This is a genomic window from Nocardia fusca NBRC 14340 (genome assembly GCF_001618425.1).
Taxonomy (GTDB): Bacteria; Actinomycetota; Actinomycetes; order Mycobacteriales; family Mycobacteriaceae; genus Nocardia; species Nocardia fusca.
The window spans coordinates 1-15837 of the sequence record NZ_BDCU01000033.1; the positions used below are offsets into that span (position 1 = coordinate 1).

13 protein-coding genes and 1 pseudogene are annotated in these 15837 nt (G+C 69.0%); 6 read left to right on the forward strand and 8 right to left on the reverse strand.

The genetic code is table 11. From position 1 onward, the window contains the following. From NF4_RS21945 to NF4_RS21955, 3 genes are all read right to left on the reverse strand, one after another. The coding region (locus NF4_RS21945) for an IPT/TIG domain-containing protein (protein WP_198165412.1) at positions 1–1044 on the reverse strand (1044 nt) is incomplete at its 3' end. A gap of 637 nt (positions 1045–1681) precedes the next feature. Beyond that, a complete protein-coding gene (locus NF4_RS21950) occupies positions 1682–3271 on the reverse strand; it encodes an AMP-binding protein (RefSeq protein ID WP_063129265.1) in 1590 nt (529 codons plus the stop codon). A 150-nt stretch (positions 3272–3421) separates the two neighbouring features. Beyond that, positions 3422–4348, reverse strand: a complete 927-nt coding sequence (locus tag NF4_RS21955; RefSeq protein WP_063129266.1) for a LysR family transcriptional regulator — start codon at positions 4346–4348, stop codon at positions 3422–3424. An 85-nt stretch (positions 4349–4433) separates the two neighbouring features. On the opposite strand from NF4_RS21955, the gene NF4_RS21960 reads away from it, so the two are divergent. Further along, entirely contained in the window at positions 4434–5270 is an 837-nt protein-coding gene (locus tag NF4_RS21960) for an oxidoreductase (protein ID WP_063129267.1), read from the forward strand. 29 nt (positions 5271–5299) lie between these two features. Here the strand turns inward: NF4_RS21960 and NF4_RS21965 are convergent, their stop codons facing one another. The 3 genes from NF4_RS21965 to kdgD form a co-directional block, all read right to left on the reverse strand. Continuing rightward, entirely contained in the window at positions 5300–6301 is a 1002-nt protein-coding gene (locus tag NF4_RS21965; protein ID WP_157120505.1) for a hypothetical protein, read from the reverse strand. Between the two features lie 246 nt (positions 6302–6547). Next, complete coding sequence (locus tag NF4_RS21970; protein WP_063129269.1) at positions 6548–8143, reverse strand: aldehyde dehydrogenase (NADP(+)); 1596 nt, start codon at positions 8141–8143, stop codon at positions 6548–6550. Further along, entirely contained in the window at positions 8143–9057 is a 915-nt protein-coding gene (gene kdgD / locus NF4_RS21975; RefSeq protein ID WP_063129270.1) for a 5-dehydro-4-deoxyglucarate dehydratase, read from the reverse strand. Before kdgD ends, NF4_RS21970 begins: the two co-directional genes overlap by 1 nt. A gap of 105 nt (positions 9058–9162) precedes the next feature. Between kdgD and NF4_RS21980 the strand changes: the two genes are divergently transcribed. The 5 genes from NF4_RS21980 to NF4_RS22000 all read left to right on the forward strand — a co-directional run bounded on the left by NF4_RS21980 (position 9163) and on the right by NF4_RS22000 (position 14908). After that, positions 9163–10095 carry a LysR family transcriptional regulator gene (locus NF4_RS21980; RefSeq protein ID WP_063129271.1) on the forward strand — a complete coding sequence of 311 codons (933 nt, stop codon included), beginning with the start codon at positions 9163–9165 and terminating at the stop codon, positions 10093–10095. Positions 10096–10219: 124 nt separating this feature from the next. Then, positions 10220–11638, forward strand: coding sequence for an MFS transporter (locus tag NF4_RS21985; RefSeq protein ID WP_063129272.1), 1419 nt, complete (start codon positions 10220–10222; stop codon positions 11636–11638). Continuing rightward, positions 11635–12975, forward strand: coding sequence for a glucarate dehydratase (gene gudD / locus NF4_RS21990; RefSeq protein ID WP_063129273.1), 1341 nt, complete (start codon positions 11635–11637; stop codon positions 12973–12975). The genes NF4_RS21985 and gudD overlap by 4 nt, the downstream gene beginning before the upstream one ends. A 145-nt stretch (positions 12976–13120) precedes the next feature. Continuing rightward, on the forward strand, positions 13121–13594 hold the full coding sequence (locus NF4_RS21995) for an RrF2 family transcriptional regulator (RefSeq protein ID WP_063129274.1): 474 nt from the start codon (positions 13121–13123) through the stop codon (positions 13592–13594). A gap of 93 nt (positions 13595–13687) precedes the next feature. Then, on the forward strand, positions 13688–14908 hold the full coding sequence (locus NF4_RS22000) for an NAD(P)/FAD-dependent oxidoreductase (RefSeq protein WP_084533329.1): 1221 nt from the start codon (positions 13688–13690) through the stop codon (positions 14906–14908). 217 nt (positions 14909–15125) lie between these two features. On the opposite strand, the pseudogene NF4_RS36720 reads toward NF4_RS22000, so the two are convergent. Further along, a pseudogene (locus NF4_RS36720) lies at positions 15126–15683 on the reverse strand (MFS transporter); the annotation flags it as partial. After that, positions 15680–15829, reverse strand: a complete 150-nt coding sequence (locus NF4_RS37930) for a hypothetical protein (RefSeq protein WP_157120506.1) — start codon at positions 15827–15829, stop codon at positions 15680–15682. The gene NF4_RS37930 and the pseudogene NF4_RS36720, both read right to left, overlap by 4 nt. Positions 15830–15837 lie beyond the last annotated feature (8 nt).

The following is a 15837-nucleotide window of genomic DNA, read 5'->3' on the forward strand; positions in this document are numbered from 1 at the left end:
AACGACCGTCGTCCCGCCCGCGACCGGGCCCGAGCTCGGAACCAGCGTGGTCAGGGTGGGCACCGCGACGTAGGTGTACGCGAGGCCGTTGGTGGTTCCACCCGCGGTGGTGACGGTGACCTGGACGGTGCCTGTTCCCGCCGGGGCGACCGCGGTGATCTGCGTATCGGAGTCGACGGTGAACGAAGTCGCCGGTGTGCCACCGAAGTTGACCGCGGAGGCAGTGGACAGTCCGGTCCCGGTGAGGATGACCGTCGTTCCGCCGGCCGTCGGCCCTGAACTGGGAGTGAGGGAGGTCAGGCTGGGAACCGCGGCATAGGTGTAGGACACCCCGTTACTGGTTCCACCCGAGCCGGTGACGGTGACCTGTACTGTTCCGGTCCCCGGAGGAGCGATGGCAGTGATCTGCGTGGGAGAGTTGATGGTGAAAATGGTCGCGGTCGTGCCGAACCGCACGGTCAGCGGACCGGTGAACCCGGTGCCGGTTATCGTGACAGTGTTACCGCCCGAGGCGGGTCCCGCGGTCGGCGAGATGGACGTGATAGTGGGTATCACGACATAGATGAAGGGGACCGCACCACTGACACCACCTGGGCCGGTGACCGTGACCGGTACGATCCCGGTTCCGGCTGGGGATACGGCCGTGATCTGCGTATCGGAGTCGACGGTGAACGAAGTCGCCGGTGTGCTACCGAAGGCGACCGCGGTGGCTCCCGTCAGACCCGACCCGGTGAGCGTGACCGTCGTCCCGCCCAAGGTCGACCCCTGGTTGGGACTGATGCTGTTCAACGCGGGAACCGGGACATAGTTGAAGGGAACCCCGTTGCTGGTGCCACCGGTCGAAGTGGTAACGGTGACCAGCACCGTCCCGGACAAACCGGCGGGGGCGATGGCCGTGATCTGGGTGGACGAGTCCACCGTGAAAGATGTTGCCACATTGCCGAACTTCACGTTCGTGACAATAGGATCGAAGCCGGTACCGGTTATCGTGACAGTGGTATTGGCGGGCCCGGAGGTCGGAGAGAGGGAAGTAATGGTAGGCATGGTGCTGCCTCCTTGTTGCTGGGGGGTCGATGGTTCCGCTGCACCGGGGGGCGCCCGACTCTTGTTGAATCCCGGCTCTTTCCATTAACACCCCGCACCGGTTGCCGGGCAATGCCTCGGCCGATCCGTTTTCGTCCGTTTTCGGACACCTTTCGGCGTGCCGAACGCTCGGCCCGTAACCCCTTATGCCCCTTATGTTTCCGCTCCACGCAGGCCATCACGGTCACATCGCATGCTCCACAGAGCGGAGGGGTTGCCACCACCCCTGAAAGCTGCGTGCCTGTATCACAGTAGTTTTCGTCTGCCCCACTCACGGCCGGGTCGTCGCGCCGACACTTCTGGGCGACGACCCCCACCGTGACCATGCCGCCCCGGGGACCACGTTCACCCCTTCTCGTCGAGCAGCGCCACCGACGGCCACGCACCGGGCGGCCGCACCTCACCGGCCGCTCCGGTCACCACCCGCGCATTGCCAACAGGGTGGCGGTACATGTGCTCTCCGCGCGAGTCCGCCGACCGTTGACCTCCGCCCCGGCACCTGGCGGATTCAATCCCGGACAGCCGGCAAATCGATCACCCCGGTCCTATCCGCCGGAGATCGTGGCGACATATACCAGCGGTAGTCGCCCTGGCGATCTCAGTTCACCTGCCGGCCCGCGCCCCAGTACTGGGCACGCAACGCCTTCTTGTCCGGCTTCCCCAGCGGACTCACCGGAATACTGTCGGCAAAATCGACCGTTTTCGGCGTGTAGACCGCGCCCTTGCGATCCTTCACCAGCGCCTGCAATTCCTCGACCGACACGCTCTGCCCGTCGCGCAGTACGACGACCGCCTTGACCGCCTCGCCCCACTTCTCGTCCGGCACACCGATCACGGCCGCGGCGCTCACCGCCGGATGCGCCGAGAGCACATCCTCGACCTCACGCGGGTACACATTGAACCCGCCGGAGACGATCATGTCCTTCTTCCGGTCGACGATGTAGAGGAAACCCTCCTCGTCCTGCCGGGCGATATCACCGGTGTGCAGCCAGCCGAATTCGGTGGCCTCCGCGGTCTGCTCGGGCTTGTTCAGGTACCCGTTCATCACCAGGGGGCCGCGGACACACACCTCGCCCGGCTCGCCCTGGGGCACTTCGTTACCTTTCTCGTCGAGCAGCGCCACCGACAGCCACGGCACCGGACGGCCGCAACTGGCCAGCCGCTCCGGCTTGTTCAGGTCGTGGTCGCCGCGTCGCAGCACCGAGATGGTCATCGGGCTCTCGGCCTGGCCGTAGAACTGGAAGAAGATGGGACCGAACTTCTCGATGGCCTCGGCAAGCCGGGTCGGAGAGATCGCGGAGGCACCGTAGAACACGGTCTGCAGGCTGGACAGGTCGTATTTGTCGAGGTCCGGGCTGTCCAGCAGCGCGTAGAGCATGGTGGGCACCAGCATGGTCGCGGTGATCTTGTACTTCTCGATCGCCTCGAGCACCTTGGCCGGGTGGAAGTACGGCAGCACCACGATGGAACCACCCTGCTGGGCGGTGGGACCCCAGAACGCGGCGCCCGCGTGGCTCAGCGGGGTGCACACCAGGAACCGGACCTCGTCGGGCCACTCCCATTCGGTCATCTGGATGCGCAGCATGGTGGTGCTGCCGCGGAAGCTCATCTCCACGCCCTTGGGCTTACCGGTGGTGCCGCCGGTATAGGCCAGGCTCATGGTCGCGTTGGGATCCACCTGCGGACCGCGCACCCGCTCGGGGGTGAACCCGGCGGCGAGTTCGATGAGATCGGTCCCCGCCTCGGACGGGCCGAACGAGAACAGGTTCCGCAGTCCGGGCACCTTGTCCCGCAACTGCGCGGCACGTTCGTCGAAACCGGTCGGGTCGTAGATCAGGGTTTCCACGCCCGCGTCCTCGAGGACGTAGGCGTGATCGTCGAGCGAGCCCATGGGGTGCAGCGCCATGGCCCGCGACCCGTTCACATTGTTGGCGCCCTGGGCGAAGATCACCTCCGGCCGGTTGGCCGAGAGCACCGCCACCGGGGAGCCCACGCCGAGACCGGTAGAGGCCAGCGCCTGGGCGAACCGGCTGATCTGATCGCGCACGTCGCGGTAGGTCAAGGTGGCGTCGTCGATATGGACCGCGGTGCGGTCGGCATAACGTTCGAGAGCTTTGCCCAGCAGGTCCACCGCCAGCGGCTCGCGGTGCAGCAGGGCGGCGTCGTCGACGTGCGGTTCAGTGTTCATTCGTCTGCCTTTCGGGCCGGCCCGTCCGAGCGGACCGGCGAAAATCGACCGGTGCTCCGGCGCGGTTCCCGGGCTGCGGGCACCGCCACATGGCGCCGCGGCCCGGGAACCGCCCACGGGGCTCGCAAACCGCGAAAACTATAACACGTTCTACTTTATTTTCGAGGCGGATCCGCCGGACCCGCCCGTCCCGGCGAGAGCGGACCGGCACGCCTGCACATAACCGCGCACCAACGGCCGGATATCGTCGCGCCGCCAGGCCAGGGCCAGTTCGCTCGGGCTCACCCCGCGGACCGGCCGCACCACCACACCCTCGTGGGCGACCAGCGGCGCGTTACCCGCCGCCAGCAGCGCCACCCCGTCACCGCCGCGCACCGCTTCGTAGGTTTCCTCGGTACTCGAGATCTCACCGCCGATGATCGGGGGCCGGCCACCGCGCTCGTCGACCGCGAGGAAATAGTCCCGCAGCGTCCGGGCCGATTCCGGGAGCGCCAGGAACGGTTCGACCAGGAGCTCCGCGAACTCCACGACGTCGCGGCGGGCGAGGGGATGGGATTCGGGCAGCGCGACCACCCGCGGTTCGCGCGCCACCACCATCCATTCGTACCGGTCGGCGCCGACCAGGGGCAGCCAGACGAACGCCACATCGGTGGATCCGTCGGCCAGCCCGGCGGTCGGATCGAGCCAGCCGATCTGGCGCAGGACGGGTTTGGCGGCGGGATGGGCCGCCCCGAATCGGGACCGCACCGCCGGGAGCAGGCCACGCCCCGGGCTGGTACTGATACCGATGGTCAGCGTGGCCCGTTGACCGGCCTTGGCGGCTTCCACATCGGTATGCGCCGCCGCCCACGCGGCCACCATCTGCCGCGCATGCGGTAGCAGCGCCTCCCCCACCGGAGTGAGCCGCACCGCACGCCCGTCCCGCTCGAACAGCGGCGCGCCCAATTGCCGTTCGAGCGCCCGGATCTGCTTGCTCAGCGCGGGCTGGGAGACGAACAGGCTCTCGGCGGCGCGGGTGAAATTCAGCTGCTCGGCGACCGCCGCGAAGTAGCGCAGGTCCCGTCCGTGCACGTCCATAACCAACGGTTATCACACCAGGTCTTGGACATCACCTCGGCGCGAGATCAGGATCGTTGTCGACCCACGAATCGAGGAGAACTCAGTGAGCAACCAGAAGACCTGGCTGGTGACCGGTGCGAGCAGCGGCTTCGGCCGCGCGATCACCCAGGCGGCGATCGAGGCCGGCGATACCGTGATCGCGGTGGCACGCCGCACCGCCGCCCTCGACGATCTGGTCGCCGCCCATCCCGACCGGGTGGAAGCGCTGGCACTCGACGTCACCGATAGCGAGCGCATCGAGACGGTGGTCGCCGATATCGTCGCCCGCTACGGCCGGATCGATGTGCTGGTCAACAACGCGGGCCGCACCCAGGTGGGCGCGGTCGAGGAAACCACCGACCGCGAACTGCGCGACCTGTTCGACCTGCACTTCTTCGGCCCCGCCGCACTCACCCGCGCGGTACTGCCGCAGATGCGCGCCCAGCGGTCCGGCGCGATCGTCATGATGAGCAGCGTCGGCGGACAGCTGTCGTTCGCGGGCTTCTCCGCCTACAGCGCCACCAAATTCGCGTTGGAGGGTTTCGCCGAGGCGCTGGCCGACGAGGTCTCGCCGTTCGGAATCGATGTTCTGATCGTCGAACCGGGCGCGTTCCGCACCAGGCTCTTCGGGCCCGGAGCCGCCTATTTCAGCACCGAGAACGAGGCCTACGCCGAAACGGCGGGCGCCACCCGGCGCATGGTCGAGACCGGTGACGGCACCCAGCCCGGCGATCCCGCCAAGGCGGCCGCCGCCATCCGCGCCGCACTGGATGCCGACCGCACACCTCTACGCCTGCCGCTCGGCGCGGATTCCGTGGACGCTGTGCTCGGACACCTGGATTCGGTACGCGCCGAGGTCGTCGAGTGGGAGAAGATCGGGCGGGCCACCGCCTTCGAGTGACCGCGAACGGCCGGGCAGCGGTACCGCGGTCAGGACGGATCGCGGTACACGTTGTCCCAGCCGGCGTCCGCCCGGGGCGGCCTGATCGGAGTCGGTTCGTGCGGCCGGAAATTCGGGTTGGGATCGATACCCTTGCCGGGATCGTTGCGGTCGATCAAGGTGCCCTCTATCTTGTCCGCCGGGACGCCCCCGGGGACCACGACGAGCTTCTCGTTGAAACCGACCCTCGACTCCCCTGTCTTGTCCACGGCACCGGTCACATCGTGTACGACGTACACCTCGCCTGGCACGCCGAGTGAGAATCGGCGGTTGACGAGGGGGAAGCGGGCGGCTACTGCCGGATCCTGGGAAAGGCACACCCAGTCGTCTGCGCCCGGACCGTCACTGCCCACCCACGAATGCGTCGAGTCGGTCATGGTGCTGCGCGGCCGGAAACCCTCGTCCTCGATCACCTCTTTCGACCGTCTGTCACCGCGATACAGCCGCTCGAGATAGGGTTCGCGACTCGCCGTCTCGGGCGGGAACTCGAGTGTCGCGTCGAGCCCCCGTGCCTCCCGCTCCATTTCGTTCTTCCACTTCCACATCGCTTCGGCGAACTCCCGGCCGGCCACGCCCTGCGCGCGAAGATGGTCTTGTTTGGCGGCAACCGCCCGCCCCCACGCCCGATTGACACTCCAGTCGGCACCCTCCCGACCGCCCGGATCGATATGCTCCGGCAACTCGTGGCGCCGTACATGCTCGTAGAAGTCGTGGAAGGTGACCCGGTTGCTGTCCAGCCCCGCACGCAATGTGTACGACTCGGTGACCCCCACGGTGCTGCGGGAACCGAAGTCGGTACCGGCGGGTATTCCGCCGATGAGATCCGCCTGCCGCTCGTCGTCGCGATCCGCCCGATTCGCATGCCCCGTCAGATGGCCGCCCACCCCTCGGGCCTCGGCGGCGAAACAGTCCACGACCATGTTGCCCGAGTAGATCATCCGGTGTGAGATGTCCGTGATCAGGTCGTTTATTCTCGTGTATGCCCCGCGCATGAGGCCCCTCGGCGGTATTCCGGATACTGCGGCAGCCATGCAGCTGCCCGTGCCAGCGTACGGCACAGGACCGAAAATATTGTCGCCCACGAGAATACCGATCCGCCCGGTCGCCGGGATACTCGGCGACCAGCGAACCATGACGCCCGCCGACCGCATCCGACGGGCGTAGTGACACGGTTACCGCTGCACCACCCTTTCCGCACCCGAGCAGCGGAGTCCGGGCGGAACGGAATGCGCGAACAGTCAGTCCCGCGTGACCTTCCCGTCCACCCGGCGCCAGATGCCGAGCGGGTTCTGCACCCGGATCTCGTCGGCGAGGAGTTCCTCCGGCACGTTCTGGTAACTCACCGGACGCAGAAAGCGTTCGATGGCAAGGGTGCCCACCGAGGTGGTGGCCGGGGCCGTGGTCGCCGGGAAGGGACCGCCGTGCACCACCGCGTGCCCGACCTCGACACCGGTGGGCCAGCCGTCGAAGAGCACCCGGCCCGCGATCAGCTCCAGTTCCCCGAGCAGCGGCCGGGCGATCTCCCGGTCGGCGGCGGAGGCGTGCACGGTGGCCGTGAGCTGGCCCTCCAGCTCACCGGCCAGCGCCAGCAGTTCCGCGGTATCGGCGGCGCGCACGATGATCGAACTCGGCCCGAACACCTCGTCCTGGAGTGCGCGGTCGGCCCGGAAGCGCTCGGCGGTGGTGACGAACAGATGCGGATCGCCGGAACAACTCGTCGCGCCCGCGGTCCCGGTGGCGGCCAGCCGCACCCCCGCGGTGCCGGTCAGGCGCTCGACACCGGCAGCGAACGACGACGCGATCCCCTTGTTCAGCATGGGCGCACCGGAGGCCGCACCGATCGCCTCGGTGGCCGCCGCCACGAATTCGTCGGCGCCGGGCCCGTCGGCCAGGAAGACCAGACCCGGGCTCGTGCACAGCTGCCCGACGCCGGTGGTCAGCGAGGCGACGAATTCCGCGCCCAGGCTCGCGCCGCGTTCGGCCAGCGCGTCCGGCAGCACGAACACCGGGTTGACGCTGGACATTTCGGCGTACACCGGGATCGGTACCGGCCGGGCCGCGGCGGCCGCGGCCAGCGCCAGCCCGCCCTGCCGGGATCCGGTGAAGCCCACCGCGCGGATATGCGGATCGCGGACCAGCGCGAGGCCGGTTTCCACGCCACCGTGCACCAGCGCGAAGGTTCCCTCCGGCAGACCGTGCGCCCGGACCGCCGCGAGCACCGCGCGCGCCACCAGTTCGGAGGTGCCGGGATGCGATGGATGCGCCTTGACGACCACCGGTGCGCCCGCCGCCAGCGCGGAGGCGGTGTCACCGCCCGCGACGGAGAAGGCCAGCGGGAAGTTGCTTGCGGCGAATACCGCCACCGGCCCCACCGGGATACGGCGTTGGCGCAGATCGGGTTTCGGCAGCGGCGTGCGCGCCGGGTCGGGCCGGTCGAGCCGGGCGCCGGTCCAGCTGCCCTCCCGCACCACCTCGGCGAACAGCCGCAACTGCCCGGTGGTGCGGCCGATCTCGCCGCGGATACGCGCCTCGGGGAGGCCGGATTCGGCGATCGCCCGCTGCGCCAGGGTCTCCCCCAGGTGCTCGATCTCGGTGGCGATACCTTCCAGGAACGCGGCGCGCCGGGTGAGGTCGGTGGCGCGATATTCCGCGAAGGCGGCCCAGGCCGCGGTCGCGGCCCGCGCGATGGTGGCGGCGTCGGCTTCGTGGAACTCCGGTTCGAGCGTGGCGCCGGTCGCCGGGTTCACCGCGCGGAAGGCCCCGGTGGTACCGGGGACCTCGGTGCCACCGAGCAGGTTCGCGCCGGTGAGGCGTTCGGTTTCGGTGCTGGTCATCAGCTCACCTTCTTCACGAGGTCGGCCAGTTCGGCGAGTTCGGTCTCGTCGAGATCGGTCAGCGGGCTGCGCACCGGGCCCGCTGGGCGGCCGATGACCTTCATACCCGCCTTGATGATGCTCACCGCATAGCCGGGTTTGCGATTGCGCAGGTCGCAGTAGGGGATCACGAATTCGTTCAGCGCGTTCAGCACGAAGGCGGTGTCGCCGCGGCGCAGGGCACGGTAGAAGTCGAGCGCGAACTCCGGGACGAAGTTGTAGATCGCCGAGGAATAGGTGGTCACCCCCAGCGCGAGGTACGGCAGGGCGAACATCTCCGCGGTGGGCAGGCCGCCGACGTAGATGAGCCGGTCGCCGACCCCGGCGTAGATCCGGGTCATCTGTTCGATATCGCCGATACCGTCCTTGAACCCGATCAGGTTGGGGCAGCGCTCGGCGAGTTCGGCGACGGCGGATTCGGAGTAGGCGGCGTTGGCGCGCGAGTAGATGACGACGCCCAGTTCGGTGGCCGCGCAGACCTGCCGCACATGCTCGACCAGGCCCTCCTGACTCGCCTCGGTGAGGTAGGGCGGCAGCAGCAGGATGCCGCTCGCGCCGGCCCGCTCCGCGGCCCGGGCCATCTCGACCGCGGTCGCGGTGCCGTATCCGGCGGGGGCGATGACCGGCAATCCGTCCGGCGCCTCCTGGACCGCGGCGGTGACCACCTGTTCGACCTCTGCCGGGGTGAGGGAGAAGAATTCGCCGGTGCCGCCCGCGGCGAACAGACCGGACGCGTCGTACTGGCCGAGCCAGGCGATGTTGTCCCGATAGGCGGCCTCGTCGAACGAGCCGTCGGCGCGCAGGTGCGTGACCGGGAAGGACAGAAGGCCGGAGCCCAGCTTCCGGGCGATTTCCTGGGGAGGGGCAGTGGTCATGGCGTGCGCTCCTGTTCGAGGGTGACCTGCTGCCCTCACCCTAGGAACCCCTATGATTCACGTCCAACACTGATTACATATCTATCAATACAAGGTCGGTATCGTATGTTCACTTTTGTCCAGCTCACCCATTTTGTCGCCGTGGCCGAGGAGCTGCACTTCGGCCGGGCGGCGGAACGCCTGCGGATGACGCAGCCGCCCCTGAGCCGGCAGATCCAGCTCCTGGAGAAGGAGGTGGGCGCGGAACTGTTCGACCGATCCAACCGCACCGTGAAGCTAACCCGCGCCGGTCGCGCCTTCCTCCTCGACGCCCGGCGGCTGCTCCAGCAGGCCGAGCGGGCCACCCTCGCGGTGCGCCGGGTCTCGGCCGGAACCGGGGGCGTCCTGCGCCTGGGATTCACCGGGGCGAGCGTGCACTCCGGGCTGCCGCGAGTGCTCGCCGCGGCCCGGACGGCGCTACCCGATGTCGATGTGGAGCTGCGCGAAATGGTGACCATGGACCAGGTGGAGGCGCTCTCGGAGGGAGCACTCGATCTGGGCATGGTCCGGCCGCCGATCACCCGGCCGGACCTGACCACCCGCACCTTCGTGCGCGAGGGGCTGATCGCGGCGTTGCCCGCGGACCACGCGCTGGCGGCCGAGACGGGACCGATCCCGGTGACCGCGCTGCACGGGGTGGAGATGGTGATGCACGCGCCGGTCGAGGCGCGGTACTTCCACGATCTGATCACCACCGTGCTGCACGCGGCCGCCGTGATCCCGGTGATCACGCAGTACATGACCCAGATCCACAGCATCCTGGCGCTGGTGAACCTGGGCTGGGGCGTGGCGCTGGTGCCCGAATCGGCCACCGGCATGCGGTTCGACCAGGTGGTCTACCGCCCGCTGGAGGGGGTGCGGACTCAGGTGGAGCTGGATCTGGTGTGGCGCCACGGCAACGAGAACCCGGCCTTCACCCGGCTGATGACGGAATTGACGAGGGCGGGCGAGAACACCCCCGCCACCTCCGATACCTTTCCTGTATCGATTCATCCGTAATTGGTGTTGGACCGGAATCACCCGAGGTCTTTACATTCAGTGCTTGTGAGGCGAGTCACCGGCCTCTGACGTATTCCCACGGCACTGCGTAGCGCGGTGGTGGTTCGACCGAAAGGAGTGGACGATGTCGTTCACTCGGCAGCCGACTGCGGAACTGGAAACGGCCGTGTCGAAGTTCTTTCGACGCGTCGTACCGCTGTTCGTCATCATGTTGATCTGCAACCAGATCAACCGCTCGAATATCGGCTACGCCCGCGAATACCTGGAGGCCGACGTCGGTATCGGCGCCGCCGCCTACGGGTTCGGAGCCGGCGTCTTCTTCATCGCCTACGCCCTGTTCGAACTACCGAGCAACGTGATGATGGAGAAGTACGGGGCGCGCATCTGGCTCACCCGCATCATGGTCAGCTGGGGGCTGGTATCGGCCGCCATGATGTTCGTCCAGAACGCGACCATGTTCTATGTGCTCCGCTTCCTGCTCGGGGCGGCCGAGGCCGGGTTCTTCCCCGCGGTGATCTTCTACCTGGCCAAATGGTTGCCGAACAGCCATCGGGGCCGGGCCACGGCGCTGTTCGTCGCCGGGTCCTCGGTCGCCGCGGCCGTATCCGGCCCGCTGTCGGGTCCGCTGCTCTCCCTCGACGACACCCTCGGGTTGCACGGCTGGCAGTGGATGTTCGGTATCGAAGGCGCGGTATCGGTGATCGTCGGCATCATCGCCTTCTTCTTCCTCGACTCCCATATCAACGATGCGAAATGGCTGACCGGCGCCGAGAAGAAGGCACTGATCGACACCATTTCCGCCGAGGAGATCGACAAGGCCGCCAATTCCGGGGTCTCGCATCGGGCCTCCCGGTGGCGCATGCTGCTCGATCCGAAGCTGCTGCTCTTCTGCTGGATCTATTTCGCCATTCAGCTGTCCATCTACGCGAACACTTTCTGGCTGCCCTCGATCATCCGCCGCATCGACGGCGTGAACGATATAACCGTCGGCCTGCTCTCCTCGCTGCCCTGGATCTGCGCCGTGGTCGCCATGTACGCCTCGGCACGCATCGGTGACCGCACCGGCAACCGCCGTCCCCTGCTCATCATCGCGCTGCTCACCGCGGCGGTCGGCACCTATCTCGCCGCCATCGCGTCCCCGTGGCTCGCCCTGGTCTTCCTGTGTGTCGCCGCCATGGGTTTCAAGAGCGCCAGTCCGCTGTTCTGGTCCATTCCCCAGGCCGGGCTGCATCCGCTGGTCCTCGCCCCCGCTATCGCCATCATCAATTCGCTCGGCAACCTCGGCGGTTTCGTGGCGCCCTACGGCTTCGGCCTGATCAAATCGGCCACCGGTGAGGTCACCTGGGGTCTCTACGCGCTCGCCGCCGCCTCCGTACTCGCCGCGGCCTCGGTCCTACTCGTCCGCAAGTCGAACGGCGCGAACAGCGACACCGCCACCTCGGTCGCCACGGACACCGATACCTCCGGCACCCGGTCGCTCCCGGCGGTCATCCCCGCCCCCACCGGTACCGCCGCAGTCACCACTCTGGAGAAGCGTTCATGACCACCCGCACCCCCCGTGTCACCGAGATGCGTGTCGTGCCCATCGCCGGCCACGACAGCATGCTGCTCAACCTCAGCGGCGCGCATGCCCCCTACTTCACCCGCAACCTGGTGATCCTCACCGATTCCGACGGTCGCACCGGGGTCGGCGAGGTGCCCGGCGGCGAGCGGATACGCACCACCCTCACTGATGCCCGGGAACTCGTGATCGGCCGCAGCGTCGGCGAGTACCACGCCGTGCTGACCGATATCCGGCGAACCTTCGCCGCCCGCGATGAGGGCGGGCGGGGAAACCAGACCTTCGATCTCCGGGTCACGGTGCACGCGGTGACCGCGGTCGAATCGGCGCTGCTCGACCTGCTCGGGCAGCATCTGGAAGTTCCGGTCGCCGCCCTGCTCGGCGAGGGTGCGCAGCGGGACCGGGTGCCCGCGCTCGGCTATCTCTTCTTCGTCGGTGACCGCGCGCGCACCGACCTGCCCTACCGGTCCGGTGCCGATGAACCCGCGGACGCCGACGAGTGGATGCGCCTGCGCCATGAGGAGGCGCTCACCCCGGAGTCGGTGGTGGCCCTGGCCCGGGCCGCACGGGCACGCTACGGTTTCCGCGATTTCAAGCTCAAGGGCGGTGTGCTTCCGGGTCCCGAGGAGGCCGTCGCGGTGCGCGCCCTCGCCGAGGAGTTCCCGGATGCCCGGATCACCCTCGACCCCAACGGCGGCTGGCTGCTGCGCGAAGCGGTACCGCTGTGCCGGGAACTCACCGATGTTCTCGCCTACGCCGAGGACCCGGTCGGCCCGGAGGGGTCGTTCTCCGGCCGGGAGGTGATGGCCGAGTTCAAACGGGCGACCGGCCTGCCGACGGCGACCAATATGATCGCCACCGATTGGCGCGAACTCGGGCACACCGTCCGGACCGGGGCGGTCGACATCCCCCTGGCCGACCCGCATTTCTGGACCATGGCGGGATCGGTGCGCGTCGCCCAGCTCTGCGACGCCTGGGGGCTGACCTGGGGCTCGCACTCGAACAACCATTTCGATGTCTCGCTGGCCATGTTCACCCATGTCGCGGCGGCGGCGCCCGGTGATATCACCGCCATCGACACGCACTGGATCTGGCAGGACGGCCAGCGCATCACCCGGGATCCCTACCGGATCGTCGACGGTGAACTGGCCCTCCCGCCGCGCCCGGGCCTCGGTGTCGATCTCGACGAGGAGCGGGTGGCCGCCGCGCACGAGCTCTACCGGCGTGAGGGGCTGGGCGAGCGTAACGACGCGGCGACCATGCAGTACCTGATCCCCGGCTGGCAGTTCGACAGCAAGCGCCCCGCGCTGAGCCGCTGAGGCATTCCGGGCCCGGCTCCCCCGGGGAGCCGGGCCCGTCCACGCTCTCTCCCAGGTCACCGAATCGGTCGTTTCTACCCGACTGCCGCTCGCGCGCGGGTGGCGTACTTGCGTCCGATAAACAGGGATAGCTAATATCCCCGTTATGAAGATGGGCGAGGGCGTGGAGTGGAGCCTGCACTGCTGCGTCACCTTGGCCTGGCTGGACGACCGGTGGCCGGTGCCGATCGCCCGGCTGGCCGCCTGGTTCGACCTGCCGGTGGAGTACCTGAAGAAACGGCTGCAGGCGCTGGTCCGCGCCGGGATCCTCACCTCCACCCCCGGCGTGCGCGGCGGCTTCGGTCTGGCCCGGCCCCCGGAACGGATCACCCTGCTCGATGTGGTCACCGCCGTCGAAGGCGGCGTGGACCCGTTCCGCTGCACCGAGATCCGGCAGCGCGGCGGCAGCGGTCGCAGCGGGGGCGCGGAGTTCACCCGCCCGTGCGGAATCTCGCTGGCCATGCGCCGCGCGGAACTGGCGTGGCGGCGGGAACTCGCCGCCCAGACCATCGCCGACCTCGCCGCCGAGGCCCCGGCGTCCGCGGCGGAGCGTACCCGGCGCGACTTCGCGAACCCCTGATCCGCGGGTCCGGTTCCCTTCCCGGGCACCGGACCCGCCAAGCGATCCAAATAGAGATATTTACTATCCTGATTAAATTCCGAGGAGGCCGACATGTCCGGAATCGTGGTGCTGGGCGGTGGTTTCGCCGGGGTGTGGAGCGCCGCGGGCGCGGTCCGGCTCGCCCGCGCGGCGGGACGCGACCTGCCGGTCACCCTGATCGACCCCGGCGACGATCTGGTGATCCGGCCCCGCCTCTACCAGGCCGACCCCGACCGCATGCGGGTCTCGCTGGACCGGATCCTCGGACCGGTCGGGGTACGCCGGATCGCGGGCACCGCGACCGCGGTGCACACCGCGGACCGGACCGTGACTGTCGTCGGACGAGATGGGGAGACCACGGAGATCCCCTGGGAGCGGCTGGTTCTCGCGACCGGAAGCCGGCTCGTCCGGCCGGCCCTGCCGGGTGCCGAGCTGCTTCACAATGTGGACACCCTCCCGGCCGCCGCGGCGCTGGACGCGCATCTGCGCCGGCTCCCGGAGCTGCCGTCCGGCCCGGGCCGCTTCACCGCCGTGGTCGTCGGAGCGGGCTTCACCGGGCTCGAGATAGCGACCGAACTGGTGGACCGGCTCGGCGCGCTCGCCGCGACCGAGGCACCGGCCGAGCAGGTCCGGGTCGTGCTGGTGGAGCGGGCCGATACGGTCGGGCCCGAACTCGGCCCCGGCCCCCGGCCGCAGATCCTCGAAGCCCTGGCGACCCTCGGCGTGGAGCAACACCTGGGAGTGAGCCTGGACGTGGTGGAACCGGACGGCGTCATACTGTCCGACGGCACCCGTCTAGCGGCTCGTACGGTGGTGTGGACCGCCGGAGTGCAGGCGAGTCCGCTCACCGCCGATATCCCCGCCGACCACGACCGATCGGGCCGGTTGGCGGTGGACGAACAGCTCCGGGTACTCGGAGTTCCCGGCGTGTACGCGGCCGGTGATACCGCGGCGGCGCACGCCGAGCCGGGGCACCCGGTACTGCAGTGTTGCCAGCACGCGCTGCAACTCGGGAAATTCGCGGGCCACAACGCCGCCGCCGATCTGCTCGGGCTCCCGGCCGTACCGTTCACGCCGGCGCCCTACGTCACCTGCCTCGATCTCGGCTCCGCCGGAGCGGTGTTCACCAACGGCTGGGACCGGCAGGTGGCCGCGACGGGCGAGGCCGCCAAGGTACGTAAGCGCAAGGTGAACGAGTGGTGGATCTACCCGCCCACCGACGACCCCGGCGAACTGCTCCGCCAGGCCGACTACCGCTTCTCGGTCCGCGATATCCCGACCCCGTACCGCTGAACCGCGCGGAGCCGCGATCACGCCGGTGCGCGGCGGTCCGGCTCCGCGGAAGTCGTTCGACAGGGCCGGGCCGCAGCCCGCCGCGGCCACGTCTCGTTCGCGCAGGACAACACCGTGGAGACCTGGACTGCGATCCCGTGGATGCCGGCCGGTACCAGCTGTTTCCCGGCGGCCGCCGCGGCGGGCAGATGCGACCGGGAGTGCCGGACGGCAGCGTCTCGGGCACCCGCACCACCGCGGGCAGGACCGCGGCGGCGAGCAGCGCGTGCACGACATAGGGCAGCACCATCGGCACCGGGCCCCACTGCGCGAGCACCCCCGCGACGCCCGCGCCGAAGCCGAAGCCGAAACCGAGCGTCAGCCAGAGCGCGGCCCGCCGGGCGCCGGCCGCCGGACCGCGCCCGGCCCGGACGGCGAGTTCGGTGGTCCAGGTGGTGCCCACCGCCATGGCCACGGCCACCCCGAAACCGGCGATCAACCGGCCGACCGCGATCCAGCCGATACCGAACACCCCGGCCGCCAGGAGCGGACTGGCCACCAGGGAGGCCACCACCCCCGCGACCGCCACCGGGCGCCGCCCGAACCGCGCGGCGAGACCGCCGCTGAACAGCAGGCCCGGCACCAGACCGAGGACGTAGGCGCCGAGCAGCGCGTTCACCAGGAGCGCGGACCAACCCTCTTCCCGGTACATCACCAGCAGCGGCGTGAACTGGTTACCGCCCCAGGCGCAGACGAAGATCGCCGCCACCGCCCAGTGCCACGAACCCTGTCTCATCGCCGGTGGGTTCCGTCCAGATGCGCGCGCAGGGCGGTGGTGAAGGCGGCCTCGTCACCGGATTCGATGATGGCGACCAGTTCGTCGTGCTGCCGCAGGATGACAGGTACGAGGCCGGGCACCGGACCGACTGCGGCCACGTTCATCCGGCGCT

Coding starts and splice junctions, on each gene's coding strand:
- NF4_RS21985 (WP_063129272.1), top strand. CDS start 10,220: ATGTCGTTCACTCGGCAGCCGACTGCGGAACTGGAAACGGCCGTGTCG.
- NF4_RS21955 (WP_063129266.1), bottom strand. CDS start 4,348: ATGGACGTGCACGGACGGGACCTGCGCTACTTCGCGGCGGTCGCCGAG.
- gudD (WP_063129273.1), top strand. CDS start 11,635: ATGACCACCCGCACCCCCCGTGTCACCGAGATGCGTGTCGTGCCCATC.
- kdgD (WP_063129270.1), bottom strand. CDS start 9,057: ATGACCACTGCCCCTCCCCAGGAAATCGCCCGGAAGCTGGGCTCCGGC.
- NF4_RS21995 (WP_063129274.1), top strand. CDS start 13,121: ATGAAGATGGGCGAGGGCGTGGAGTGGAGCCTGCACTGCTGCGTCACC.
- NF4_RS37930 (WP_157120506.1), bottom strand. CDS start 15,829: ATGAACGTGGCCGCAGTCGGTCCGGTGCCCGGCCTCGTACCTGTCATC.
- NF4_RS21950 (WP_063129265.1), bottom strand. CDS start 3,271: ATGAACACTGAACCGCACGTCGACGACGCCGCCCTGCTGCACCGCGAG.
- NF4_RS22000 (WP_084533329.1), top strand. CDS start 13,688: ATGTCCGGAATCGTGGTGCTGGGCGGTGGTTTCGCCGGGGTGTGGAGC.
- NF4_RS21970 (WP_063129269.1), bottom strand. CDS start 8,143: ATGACCAGCACCGAAACCGAACGCCTCACCGGCGCGAACCTGCTCGGT.
- NF4_RS21980 (WP_063129271.1), top strand. CDS start 9,163: ATGTTCACTTTTGTCCAGCTCACCCATTTTGTCGCCGTGGCCGAGGAG.
- NF4_RS21965 (WP_157120505.1), bottom strand. CDS start 6,301: ATGCGCGGGGCATACACGAGAATAAACGACCTGATCACGGACATCTCA.